13 protein-coding genes are annotated in these 13,411 nt (G+C 35.7%); 8 read left to right on the forward strand and 5 right to left on the reverse strand.

What is annotated here, in order from left to right; all coding sequences use genetic code 11:
* Positions 1-350 precede the first annotated feature (350 nt).
* The 6 genes from BUB12_RS13500 to BUB12_RS13525 all read left to right on the forward strand — a co-directional run bounded on the left by BUB12_RS13500 (position 351) and on the right by BUB12_RS13525 (position 6,237).
* Complete coding sequence (locus BUB12_RS13500) at positions 351-2,339, forward strand: lipoteichoic acid synthase (protein ID WP_072891454.1); 1,989 nt, start codon at positions 351-353, stop codon at positions 2,337-2,339.
* A 121-nt stretch (positions 2,340-2,460) separates the two neighbouring features.
* Positions 2,461-2,634 (forward strand): YfhD family protein, encoded by a 174-nt coding sequence (locus BUB12_RS13505; protein WP_072891455.1) that lies wholly within the window; start codon positions 2,461-2,463, stop codon positions 2,632-2,634.
* A gap of 129 nt (positions 2,635-2,763) precedes the next feature.
* Positions 2,764-3,207 (forward strand): YueI family protein, encoded by a 444-nt coding sequence (locus BUB12_RS13510; protein ID WP_072891456.1) that lies wholly within the window; start codon positions 2,764-2,766, stop codon positions 3,205-3,207.
* A gap of 66 nt (positions 3,208-3,273) precedes the next feature.
* The gene (locus BUB12_RS13515) at positions 3,274-3,525 is read left to right on the forward strand and encodes a DNA alkylation repair protein (protein ID WP_072891457.1); all 252 of its coding nucleotides are present in this window, start codon (positions 3,274-3,276) and stop codon (positions 3,523-3,525) included.
* Between the two features lie 53 nt (positions 3,526-3,578).
* Entirely contained in the window at positions 3,579-4,103 is a 525-nt protein-coding gene (locus BUB12_RS13520) for a type 1 glutamine amidotransferase domain-containing protein (protein WP_072891458.1), read from the forward strand.
* Positions 4,104-4,251: 148 nt separating this feature from the next.
* Complete coding sequence (locus BUB12_RS13525) at positions 4,252-6,237, forward strand: acetoacetate--CoA ligase (RefSeq protein WP_084063356.1); 1,986 nt, start codon at positions 4,252-4,254, stop codon at positions 6,235-6,237.
* A gap of 250 nt (positions 6,238-6,487) precedes the next feature.
* Here the strand turns inward: BUB12_RS13525 and BUB12_RS13530 are convergent, their stop codons facing one another.
* The 4 genes from BUB12_RS13530 to BUB12_RS13545 all read right to left on the reverse strand — a co-directional run bounded on the left by BUB12_RS13530 (position 6,488) and on the right by BUB12_RS13545 (position 10,394).
* Positions 6,488-7,576 (reverse strand): DUF4097 family beta strand repeat-containing protein, encoded by a 1,089-nt coding sequence (locus BUB12_RS13530; RefSeq protein WP_084063357.1) that lies wholly within the window; start codon positions 7,574-7,576, stop codon positions 6,488-6,490.
* Positions 7,577-8,179: 603 nt separating this feature from the next.
* Complete coding sequence (locus BUB12_RS13535) at positions 8,180-8,569, reverse strand: thiol-disulfide oxidoreductase DCC family protein (protein ID WP_072891461.1); 390 nt, start codon at positions 8,567-8,569, stop codon at positions 8,180-8,182.
* 74 nt (positions 8,570-8,643) lie between these two features.
* Positions 8,644-10,110, reverse strand: a complete 1,467-nt coding sequence (panF, locus tag BUB12_RS13540; protein ID WP_072891462.1) for a sodium/pantothenate symporter — start codon at positions 10,108-10,110, stop codon at positions 8,644-8,646.
* Complete coding sequence (locus BUB12_RS13545; protein WP_072891463.1) at positions 10,107-10,394, reverse strand: YhdT family protein; 288 nt, start codon at positions 10,392-10,394, stop codon at positions 10,107-10,109. Before BUB12_RS13545 ends, panF begins: the two co-directional genes overlap by 4 nt.
* A 193-nt stretch (positions 10,395-10,587) precedes the next feature.
* Between BUB12_RS13545 and BUB12_RS13550 the strand changes: the two genes are divergently transcribed.
* Together BUB12_RS13550 and BUB12_RS13555 are read left to right on the forward strand one after the other, a co-directional pair.
* Entirely contained in the window at positions 10,588-11,124 is a 537-nt protein-coding gene (locus BUB12_RS13550) for an RNA polymerase sigma factor (RefSeq protein ID WP_072891464.1), read from the forward strand.
* Entirely contained in the window at positions 11,090-13,171 is a 2,082-nt protein-coding gene (locus BUB12_RS13555; protein ID WP_072891465.1) for an ankyrin repeat domain-containing protein, read from the forward strand. Before BUB12_RS13550 ends, BUB12_RS13555 begins: the two co-directional genes overlap by 35 nt.
* Here BUB12_RS13555 and BUB12_RS18075 read toward each other — a convergent pair.
* Positions 13,146-13,411, reverse strand: a 266-nt coding sequence (locus tag BUB12_RS18075) for a hypothetical protein (protein ID WP_234982715.1), incomplete at its 5' end; no start/stop codon positions are given. The two genes, BUB12_RS13555 and BUB12_RS18075, sit on opposite strands and share 26 nt — an antisense overlap.

Raw genomic sequence — 13,411 nt, forward strand, 5'->3', positions numbered from 1 at the left:
CTTCGTAGGAGATAAAGGAAACACGACGACCAACGGAAGTCGATGTTGACTTATCGTACGGAGGCGAAGGAAGTCTTGTGCCTGTGGTTACTCGGCACAAAGGGCAAAGAAGCATCTCTTTGTAGTACCTTCGCTAGTCGCAGGCGCTCGGAGCTAGACATCTCTGAAATTTTATACTTTCTTATATTTAAAAAAAGAGGATAACGCCCAATTTGATAATTAACAAAGCCCAAACTTTCCCAATGGTAATAACTGGAAAAACACTTGCGCTGGATACAATATTAAGTTAGAATATGTTCTTGGTGATTTCACGTCGCCAAAACTAAATGGAAAACTATGGGGTGAATATGATGAAGAAAGTCTTTACTACAAAAATGACCTTCTTTTTTATCGCTTTAATCTTACTATGGATAAAATCTTACTTTATATATGTTACCGAATTTAATTTAGATATAAAAAATGACATTCAGGAATTCTTACTCTTTTTTAATCCTTTAAGTTCTGGGTTAATATTTCTAGGTCTGGCCTTATTTGCTAAGGGGAAACGAGCAGGAATTTGGATCATCGTCATTGATACGCTAATGAGTCTATTAATATATGCAAACGTGGTATTCTATCGTTTTAATAATGACTATATCACACTGCCTACATTAACTCAGACAGATAACTTTGGTAGCTTAGGTGGTAGTATTGCTAGTCTTATGACATGGACTGATATTCTATATGCAGTTGATATTGTTATTCTTATTGCACTATTTATTTGGGTTAGAAAGAATTGGTCAACAAAACGTATGCATATTAGAACACCATTGCTAGTATTGATTGCTGGTGCTATTGCTTTCTCTACAAATCTTACAATGGCTGAAGGAGATCGTCCTCAGTTACTTGAAAGAACTTTTGACCGTAACTATATTGTTAAGTACCTCGGAATTTACAACTTTGCAATTTACGATGCTATCCAAAATGTGAAAACATCTTCACAACGGGTATTAGCTGATAGTGATGACATTACAGAAATAGAGAACTACACTAAAAATAAATATGCAGAACCAAATCCAGAGCTATTTGGTGTAGCTGCTGGAAAAAATATTATTAAAATCCACTTAGAGTCTTTCCAAACATTCTTAATTGATTATGAATTACACGGGGAGGAAGTTACTCCTTTCTTGAATTCATTAGTACACAACCAAGAAGAAGACTTCACGTATTTTGATAATATCTTCCATCAAACGGAACAAGGAAAAACAGCAGACGCTGAATTTATACTTGCAAACTCTATTTATGGATTACCACAAGGTGCAGCATTTGTTACTAGAGGAAATAACACGTACCAATCATTATCTGCTATCTTAAATCAGCAACAAGATTATACTTCAGCAGTATTTCACGGAGATTATAAATCATTCTGGAATCGTGATGAAATTTATAAACAGTTCGGAATTGATACGTACTTTGATGCAAGTTATTATGACATGAGTGAAGAGAACATTATCAACTATGGCTTAAAAGATAAACCATTCTTTAAAGAATCAATGCCATTACTTGATTCATTAAATCAGCCATTTTACGCTCATTTACAAACATTAACACATCACCACCCGTATTTAATTGACGAAGAAGACGCAACAATTGCTCCAGCAGAAACTGGTGACAAATCGGTTGACCGTTACTTCCAAACAGCACGCTACTTGGATGAAGCGTTAGAGCAATTCTTTAACGACTTAAAAGAAGAAGGATTATATGAAGACTCGGTTATCATCCTTTATGGAGATCACTATGGTATTTCTCAAAACCATAACCGTGCAATGAAAGAGTTATTAGGAGAAGAAATTACGAGTTTTAAAAACGCACAATTACAACGTGTTCCTTTATTTATCAAAATCCCTGGTGTTGATGGTATGGGTACCAACCATAACTATGGTGGGCTAATCGATGTCATGCCGACTATTCTACATCTAATGGGAATTAAAGGACAAGATTATATCCAATTTGGTACAGATTTATTCTCTGAGGGGCATAAAGAAGCAGTTGCATTCCGTAATGGGGATGTTATCACCCCAGAATTCAGTGTCGTTTCAGGAACATATTATGACACTGTCACAGGAGAAGAGTTGGAACCAACAGAAGAAATGAAAGAAATTAATGAAAATGTTCAGCATGAATTAACATTGTCAGATAAGTTACTGAATGGAGACCTACTGCGTTTCTATACACCAACAGAAACTTGGGAACCTGTAGACCCATCACAATATATGTACGGTAAAGGAAACAACCCAATTGATAAGGAACCAGCCTTTACTGATGAAGATATTCTATATTACGAAGATATAAAAGAATAGTATAAAGCATCTAAGATAAGAAGCAATTAACAATGACTATTGTTGATTGCTTCTTTTTTTCACATGTTTTCTTTCTGCTAGTCAATACTAATGGAGAAAATATTGAAAGGGGAGTTTTTTGATGGGCAGAGATGATCATAACAACAAAACGAAAAATAACTACCTTGCACAAACCCCAAAAAACCAGAAAACCGATGGAATTGATGTGGAGTTTTCTGAAGAATTAGCAGATCATGAAGATCATGAAGCACAAGCTCGCAGCCGTGCAGCCGATAAACGCGCAAAAAAGAAATAATTCCATATGGCGATTCATTTAATTGAATCGCCTTTCACTTATTTCGAATATCTATGCTTTTCTAATATTGCTTCAGAAACTATTTTTACATACAATATAATTAGAACACATCAGAATTGAGGAATACCTATGAGTAAGAAAAATGTAGAAGATTATCTTACAGAAGGAATGTATGGAACAAGGCTTCCAAAACAAGGAGAAAGAGATTATTTTCTAGGAACACTTCGAGAACGAATCGTAATTGCATTAAAAATCGGCCAAGTCATGACTGATAAGGGACTGGATGCTCTAGAGGAAGAAATGAAAATGCATCGTAATGCTAAGCTAATTTTCAACGGATCCGTTTCAAGTAAATTTTTAAAAGCCGAAAAAGAATTAGCAAATAAATATAATATCCCTTATACTATTATCACAAATGAAGAAGTTGATACTAACATTGGCGCTGTATTAACTTACGATCACGCCATTGATAAAGAAGAAATATTCGTTTCCGAAGAAGAGACAAAACAAGAAGAAGATTTACAAGAAAACAAATCAAATGGCTTCCTTTCAAAATTAAAAAACCTTTTTTAAAAATTCCAGTTTCTACTGGAATTTTTTATTGCTTTTTACAAATACTAACGGTGGAGGTGTATACCTATGGCACAACGATACTTATGTCCAAACTGTAAAACAAACCGTTCCCGCTTTAACATAATCGAACAAGTGGCAAAACCCGTGAAATTAGATCCAAAAACTGGTGATGTTATTGACGATTATTCATCTAGCACTGTAGAGGTCTTTCACACGGTATACAACGGCCCAAAGTATAAGGTCCAGTGTGGTTCTTGTGGATTAATTGAAGAGGAACAGAATTTTATTAAGTTTGCAGAATATAATAATAGCAACTAAACCACAGTCTTTCCTGTGGTTTTGTTTTTGAACATTTAAAACGGGGTGATGACATGCGTCTCAAAGATAAAAAAGTGATTGCTTTAGTAGAAGAGGAATTTGAAGATTTGGAACTATGGTATCCAGTTCTACGCTTACAAGAAGAGGGTGCAGAAGTTCATTTAATTGGAAAAGAGGCAAACAAAAAATACATAGGGAAATACGGTGTGCCTGCTGAGTCTAAATTTGCATTTAAAGATATAAATGCTGATGATTATGACGCTATCTTAGTGCCTGGTGGTTGGGCACCTGATAAATTAAGACGGTATGATGAAGTAATCGAGTTTGTTAAAGTCATGGACCGAGCCAAAAAACCAATTGGACAAATATGTCATGCAGGTTGGGTATTAATCTCAGCAAATATTTTACAAGGAAAAAAAGTTACTAGTACACCTGGTATTAAGGATGACATGACAAACGCAGGTGCTACATGGGTTAATGAACCAGTGGTGACAGACGGTCATATTATTTCTAGTCGTAGGCCTCCTGATTTACCGCAATATGTAAAAGTATTTGCCGATGTACTTGCTCAAAACTAGAAAAGCAATTTAAAACTAGGGTTCTTGCTTTGGAGGACCCTAGATATTTTGGTATAATATAATTTAACTGATTTTTAGTACCTTTACACTTGGTAAGCGTTTTCATATAATAATATTAAAAAGATTTACATAACTGGGGAGTGATTGGGTGGAACGAATTGAGGAAGGCACTCTGCTTTGGGAGCCTAGCAAGGAACGCAAGGAAAATTCTAACATCGTTCAATATATGAACTGGCTAAAAGAAAAAGAAAGTCTACATTTTTCAGATTATCATTCACTTTGGAAATGGTCTGTTGAACAAGCAGAAGATTTCTGGGAATCAATTTGGGAATATTTTGATATTCAATCCCAAACACCCTATCACAGTGTTCTAACTACTCATCAAATGCCTGGAGCAAAATGGTTTCCAGGGGCTTCCATTAACTACACAGAGCATATCTTCAGAAATCGAGATTTTAATAAAACAGCAATCGTTCACAACTCAGAACTTCGTAGTACGACTGAGGTTACTTGGGGAAAGCTTTATCAAGATACAGCTGCACTACAACGCACATTATTAAACCTTGGTGTAACAAAAGGCGACCGAGTAGTAGCATACGTCGCTAATATCTATGAATCTACTGTTGCATTTTTAGCGACAGCAAGTATCGGAGCAATTTGGTCTAGTGCTTCTCCAGACTTCGGAACACAAAGTGTCATTGATCGATTTAAACAAATAGAACCAAAAGTAATGATTACTGTGGATGGCTACAGCTATGGTGGTAAAGAGTTCAATCGACTGAATGTAGTAGAAAATATTCAGAAGGAGCTACCCAGCTTAGAAGCGACCATTGCGATACCTTATCTAAATACTAGGGCTGATTTTAGCCGTTTAAAAAATGTTACCTTATGGGATAACGCTGTTTCATCAGATGATAAATTAGTAATGACATATGAGTATGTTCCTTTCAACGATCCTATATGGGTACTTTTTTCATCTGGTACTACGGGAAAACCAAAACCAATCGTTCAAAGTCAAGGTGGAATTTTATTAGAACATCTCAAGGCCTTAACTCTACACTGTGATCTTGATGAAAATGACCGCTTCTTCTGGTTTACAACTACTGGATGGATGATGTGGAATTTCCTTGTTGGCGGATTACTTACTGGAAGTACCGTTATTTTATATGATGGGAATCCAAGTTACCCTAACATAAAAAACTTATGGAAACTAGCCGAAGAAACAAAAATGACAGTCTTCGGAACTAGTGCAAGCTACATTACTGCATGTATGAAGGAAGGATTTTCACCAAAGGATGAATTTGACTTATCTCATTTAAAAAATATCAGTTCGACAGGTTCCCCACTTCCACCAGAAGGTTTTAAGTGGTGCTATGACAACGTAAAAGAAGATTTATGGATTGCTTCTGTTAGTGGGGGTACAGATGTATGTACGGCATTTATTTTAGGTTTACCTATACTTCCAGTTTATGCTGGTGAGTTACAATCCCGAGGTCTTGGTGCTCAAATAGAAAGCTTTAATGAATATGGGAAAGCGAAAATTGATGAGGTCGGTGAACTTGTGCTGACTAAACCATTTCCATCGATGCCAATCTATTTTTGGAATGATAGGGACGGTTCTCGCATGCATGATAGTTATTTCGACATGTATGATGGTATATGGCGTCACGGAGACTATTTGAAGATTACAGAACGCGAAACTTGTGTAATTTATGGCCGTTCTGATGCGACGATTAATCGTGGAGGAGTTCGAATCGGTACGAGTGAAATTTACCGTGCTGTTGACCAGGTGAAAGAAGTTCTTGATAGCCTAATTGTTGATATTCCATTAGCTAATGGAAACTCTTTTGTTCCTTTGTTTGTTATTATGAAGGAAGGCTATGAGCTTACGGATAGTATTAAAAAAGAAATTAAACAACAAATTAAAACACAGTGCTCCCCAAGGCATGTGCCCACTGAAATATATGAAGTCAAGGAACTACCTAAAACATTGAACGGCAAAAAGCTTGAGGTACCAGTTAAGAAGATTTTAATGGGGCAGCCCCTTGAAAAAATAGTTAATAAAGGGTCATTGAGTAATGAACGATCGCTCGATTACTTTGTGGATTTTGCCAAGAAGCTAGAAACTTTATGATTAAGTAAAAATAACGGGCCAGATTGGCTCGTTATTTTTTTGCGTGAGAGACGATTGGAACTATTGGACATCTATTCCGTTATTTTCTATTATAAGCCCTTTTTTATTGATTTTCGGACATATAGTACGCTATTTAATAAAATGGAGGGTATATTCGATTAAGAACTGGTGAATAACGGAACAAATGTCTAGAAACACCTTGAAATGGATCCTTTCCTTTTATTAACGGAAAAAATGTCTGTTTGAATTTCTATCTTCTATCCTTAATCCTGATGTTGCCAGATCTAGACTGAAGCTTTATCGGTCTATTACCTTCCCCAACTACTCCCGTTGTCTTTCTATCTAACTTATTTTCAACTTCAAGTGGTATATCTGCCATGATGTCCCCTGAATTTGTTCTCAGGTCAAATGCTGCATTAAGTGTTTGTACATCTACCTCTACATCAATATTTCCGCTTCCAACACGTAAATCAAGCGCACTATCTCCTGTTAATTCCACATTTATATTTCCAGAGTTTGCATGCCCTGTTAGGTTACCGTCTAACTTGAAGACTTTAATGTTCCCAGAGGATATTGTAGTATCAGCATCCTCAACAGCAATCCTGTTTATATAGATAGTTCCAGAGTTAGCTTTAGCTGTTACCTTTTTCGATTGCAAATCTTCTAGATTAATATTTCCAGAAGATGCCCGAACATCAAGTATCTCTGAATTTATATTTCGCATTGATATCGCTCCAGAATTGGCACTACCCTGTATGTCTCCATAAATGCTGTCGAAATCGGCTACCCCCGAAGATACAGTATAGTTGAGTTGATCTACCTTAATGTTTGTTGCTATTATTCTTCCTGAAGAGGCTTTAAGTTCTAGTTTATTTGCTTTTACATCTGAAATGTTTACCATTCCCGAGTTAGCTCCAAAAAACACAGTATCTGCCAGAATTCCATTAGCCGTAACCTTACCAGACCCTGTTTGTACTTTCCAATGAGCGGCAATATCCCTTGGTAATTTTACTGTCATTTTACAAGTTGGTAAATTTTTGAATAACGAAAAACTAATTTGTCTTTCTGTCTTGGCACTAATCTCTACTCTTTCCTTACTATCGTTCACTGATAATTTTGGGCCGTCTTCATAAGTCTCAAGCAAAACATCTATTTGTTGTTCTTCGTGAATTAGAATCTTTACATTTACACTACTAGTATCAATATCTAGCATATTTAATTTATTGACGTGTACAGTTTCTTTTTGTACCACTGGTTTATCATTAACCGTATTTACTGCTGCTTTTACAACCCTACTAAATAACGACTCCTTGGCTTCCTTCATTTTCTCGCCCCTCATTCTACATATTTAACTTAATCTTATATTAATTTCAAAATCATCTAAATACAACCTACTTTTGGTTGAATAAATATCAGACTTAAGGTGGAGATCTAAAACTAGATTTTTATGTGGTTACTATTAGTTAATCAAACGTTTGTTTGAAGTCTTTAATCCTTAATCAAACGTTTGTTTAATATTCATAGAGGCCTTATTACATAAGCATTCTTGCTATGTTATCTTCGAGGTTCTATATGCAATGCATCTAAGTTCAGTGCACATTATTAATTTTGTGGGTATCTAATCCCATATTATTATTAACTCAATCAAACGTTTGTTTGAAATCTTTAATCCTTAATCAAACGTTCGTTTGAAAAATTAGATTGTTAATCAAACGTTTGTTTAATAGCCGTTGAAGCCTTATTACATATGGGTTTTAGAGTAATTACTTTATATCAAATTCTATAATTTAGTTCACATTTTGTAACTATTAAGATTAAACCTAACCCTATATTCAGTAAAATTCAATCAAACGTTTGTTTAAATTTGCCGTTTCAAGCATATAATTGTTTAATATTTCTATTTTAGTTAAATTTTTTTTAAATATATTTAAAGAATTATAAGTTATAAAAATCTATTCCTAATATCTTGCGACGGAATCATGCATTGTTCTCTTTTACCAAACCATCTATATCGATTTTTAGCTATGATATTATAAACAACGTCTCGGATTGGTTTGGGAACAACGATAAACATATAGGCAAATTTCCAGAACCCTTTCAAATTCCAACAAACACGGAGGGCTGCCGTGGATTTAAAATAGACATTCCCATCTTCTATGAAAATAAAGCTATTAAGGTCATTAGGAATCTGATGACTTTTCAACAATTCTTGACCAATATCACTTTGTAACGATGCGTATTTATATAGACCTTTTGGATCACGTTTTATAATAAACTGTACACTACTGTTACAGAAGTTACACACGCCATCAAAAAGAATAATTCTATCCATATTTACAAGCCTCCTTATATCTTTATTATATGAGCAAAGCGCTCCCATTGAAAATGAGAGCGCTCCTTAAAAGACTATACAATTTTTGCTTCACCATAGTCTTTATTTTGTGTAAAGAGACTAACAAGTACATAGGCGAAAAATGCAACTACTACTGGTGTTACTACGGCATGCATTCCAAACGGTTGTGTAATCGGTAAAAGGAAGGAAAATAGTTTAAACTCCGGTAAGACATATAATCCTATCCCAGCAACCATTGATGCAAAAGCACCGTATTTATTTCCTTTCTTCCAATATAGTCCCAGAACTACTGGCCATATAAAGGCAGCTTCTAACCCACCAAAAGCAAATAAATTTAACCAGATGATAAGATCAGGCGGATTTAGAGACATCACAAACACAATGATACCTAGTACTGCTGTTATTCCTATACTTAATTGTTTTACTCGTTTTTGTGGAGCATTTGGTTGTACATAATTCAAATAGACATCTTTTACGATTGATGAACTTACTAGCAATAATAAAGAATCTACTGTAGACATAATTGCTGCCATTGGGGCGGCCAATACGATCCCCGCTAACCAAGGAGGCATGACTTCTAGGGCTATCAATGGCATAACCTTATCTCCTACATCAATTCCTGGTAAAATAGGTCTAGCAAAAACACCAATTAAGTGCATGTTTAACATAATAAATCCAACAACAATTGTTCCGATAATAATTGCACGATGCATCGAACGAGAGTTTTTATAGGACATCGCTCGTGTTGCAATTTGAGGTAAAGCAATAACCCCAACACCTACTAATATCCAAAAAGAGGATACATATGCAGGTGACAGTGTTCCCTCTGCCCCAAAAGGTGTAATCATATTTGGATTTTCTGCAGCCAGATCTGAAATTATATTTGGAATACCACCACCAGCAATAATTACAGCAATTAATAAGACTAACGTACCTACAAACATGATCGATCCTTGGATAGCATCTGTTAATGCAACAGCACGAAATCCACCAATGGTTACATAAATCAATACGGATAACGCAAAAATAAATAAAGCTGATGTATACGATAATCCTGTCAAAGATTCGATTAAACGTGCTCCACCTATCCATTGGGCAGCCATTGCAGAGAATAGAAAGATGATAATACTAAATGCAGATAATACAACAACCCACGGAGATTGATAGCGTTTTTTCAAGAAATCAACCATTGTCACTGCTTTATACTTTCTAGTTACTATAGCAAACTTCTTTCCTAGTACCATTAATACGAAATATCCGGTAGCCACCTGTGACATAGCAAGCAATACCCAACCTAACCCTTGGGTGTAAGCCGTACCAGGCCCACCTATAAAACTACTTGCACTTCCATATGTAGCCGTCATTGTCATTGCTAAAACAAATCCTCCAAGGCTCCTTCCCCCAAGGAAATATTCATCTAAGAAGGAATTCGATGATTGAACATGTCTACTAGCATAAATTCCCACCGCAAATATAATGATTAAGAAAACAAGTAAAGGTATAATTGCTTCCCAATTCATTCGTTTTCCTTCCCTTCTGTATCTTCTTCATCAAAGGGAACTTCAACAAAGAATTTTTTTACAACAATAATAACCAATATTGCCATTACCACAAAACCAAGAACACAGCTATAAAAAAACCAGTCAGGTAAACCTAAAATATATGAATATTCCTCTGTATCTTTACTCCCCAATCCATACGCGAATGCAAACCACCAAATAAAATTAAAAATCACTAAACCTACCCCTATCAATGCTTCTCGGTTAGCAATTTTATAACGAGAATCCTCTTTCTTACTTGGCATGTTAAGCCTCCTTTTTAGACGAAACCTATTTATTTTTCATATACCAATATACCTTAAACATGAGATAATTGAAATAAGTTAATTTTATAAAAATAAATATTCCCTTTAAATTTAATACATTTTTCATTTAAAAGTGTAATCCTAATTAAAGTATTTCGTCTAATTTAATGAGATCCAGGAGGTGAAAGAGAGGATGGATAATGAAACGGTATCAGAGTGGTTTGAATTATATGGAGATGATGTTTTTCATTTTTTAATATATCGAATCGGTCCCTCAGATGCAGAAGATTTATTACAAGAAGTATTTATAAAAGCATTAAAGGGATTTTCTCGCTATAAAGGAAATGCAAGTCCCAAAACATGGCTCTTTAGTATTGCTAGAAATGTAGCGATTGATGAATCACGTAAACGAAAATCAAATAAATGGATGGATACAGTACCATACGATGATATGAACGAACCCAGTACGGACCTAACACCAGAAGTCATCCTTAGTGCCAATGAAGAAACAAAATGTATCGTAGATTGTATACAGTCATTAAAACCAAATTACCAAGATGTAATTATCTTACGTGGCATTAAGGAACTCTCTGTAAAGGAAACGGCTGCTATTTTAAAGTGGAGTGAAAACAAGGTGAAGATCACACATCACCGAGCACGGATTGCATTGAATGACCAATTAAGGAGGTGCAAAGATGATGAGCAAACACGATCCTCTCAAAGAGCTTGACGATAAGCTACGAGCAATGCCAAAACCAAACGTAAGTGCTAGTAAAAAGCAAGAGATTCAGTCTACTATTATGAAGACTAAAAAGAAATGGGGCTTTAAGAAGTATGCTTCTCTAGTAGGGGCTGCCGCTGCTTTATTTCTATTCTCCATTCTTATTGTAACAGCATTAAACCAAGAGGAAGAACAACAAACTGCTGATGATCAATTAGTAGGAATTGATATAGATTCGAATGAGATAGAAAAAGTAATCGTTAGCGAAACAAATGGTGCACAATATATCTTTGATGAACCAAGAATTGTGAAATCTTTTCAAAACACCTTTGATCGATTGAAATTGGTTGAAACAGATGAACAGAGTATGGTTTTTGATCTTACTTTTGAACTCTATAATGAAAATGATCAACTCATCCATTCCTTTATACTTTCTAGTTATGATACCAATCTTATGCAGGTAAAAGGGAATAATTTCTTGATAGAAAATGAAACAGACATCCAGCATTTTATGACATTATATTTGAATGAAAAATATCAATCAGAAGATGAAAATAAAGGATTTGCTGAACACCTTACAAAGGAACTAATTGGGGAAGTGGAGAAAACTTCCTGGGAGCGTGATTGGGATAAAGTTTTCGAATTAGTTAAAGAAGGTGCTGACCCTAATGAAGCATTATTTGTTGCAGCTGAGGAAAATCATTTTGAAGTTGTTACAAGACTACTTGAATTAGGAGCTGAACCTAATAAGGTTGCAACTAATGGCAATACACCGTTAATGATTACAACCAATGCTGATGTGATAGATTTATTGCTAGAACAAGGTGCTGACCCTTCAATTTTTAATAGAAGTGGGCATGACGCATTAATTGTCGCCATTCACAATCATCAAGCTGATATTGTGAAACTATTACTAGAGGCAGGGGCGAACCCTAATACCTCAGTTGAAGGTAAGCCTGAGATGACCGCATTATGGCTAGCACGAAAATATGCGGATGAGGATATAATTGCAATATTGAGAGATTATGGAGCAGAACAACAGGATGAGTTTGTAAATGATTGGATGACTTCAGAGATTCCGAATTTATCGTATATGCTAGAAAATAATATTTTAGAATATGCCAAAGATGGAAGACTCCCAGGCTTATCTACCGTCCAAGTACCAAGTGATGTACGGTATTTTTCAGGGCAGTATGGCGAACCGTTTGATACTTTTGCAAATGAAGGTGGCTGGACAGATGCATATGGAGACCACCTGTATAAAAGAGGCGATGGATCAGACATATACACATGGCACCAATTTAATTTAACTCCAGGTGATGATGTGACTGTTGGAGAGGTTATTGATCATTTAGGTGTACCTAGTAGTGCATATAAAAACTTCCATAGTACCGGAAAAATGTATTTACAATACGAAATGAAAGATTATATCCTTTACTTCTCTTTTGAAGGAAAATCAGAAGTTGATGAGCAATCTGAAGAGATTACATCATATAGTTCAGATGGAAAAATAACATCTGTAGAATTACGTTACAAACAACCAGGGATACTAGAGCAAGCACAAGAGATATTTACCTTTTTGAAAGCTGATAATATGCAGGCACTACAAGATCAAGTCCATCCCGAAAAAGGACTAAGCTTTGCACCGTTCCTACAGCTTCAGCAAACACCAATGAGCGAGGAACACACACCGATAAACTTTGATCATAGTGAAATTAGTAACTTTATGAACGACGATACCATTTATAATTGGGGGATCCATGGTGCAAGTGGGTTAGACATTGAAATGACTCCTAAAGAATACTTTGATAACTATGTCTTTACAGCTCAAGAACCAGATAGTTTTTATGTTAACCAGCACCCACATCGAAGCCCAGAATTCCTAACTGATGTTGTTAGAGAAGTGTTCCCGGATGGAAAAATTGCCGGCTTTAGCTTTGACGAAACAGATGAAAGCCAGTCAGAGCTAAGTTGGGGAAACTTAACATTTGTCTTTGAAGAATATAATGGGGAAGATCGATTAGTTGCAATTATGCATAATGCATGGACACCATAAATAAGAAAAGAAGCTGGGACATAACTAAAAAGTCATTGCCAAAGACGAACAATTTGCTGGCTAAGCGGAGGGAATATACGTAGACTCCTCGGAAATAAATAACAATTTCCTTCGTGCGATGTATAAGCTTTCGAAGCCTTTCTTGTCCTGTGGGAGCAAAGGCATCGGTGAGACCCCACAGTGCGATAGCACGAGGAGGCTCACCAGCCGCCCACGGAAAGCGAAGTATATTTCCGTAGC

Origin of the sequence: Ornithinibacillus halophilus (genome assembly GCF_900129485.1) — a bacterium.
Taxonomy (GTDB): Bacteria; Bacillota; Bacilli; order Bacillales; family Amphibacillaceae; genus Ornithinibacillus; species Ornithinibacillus halophilus.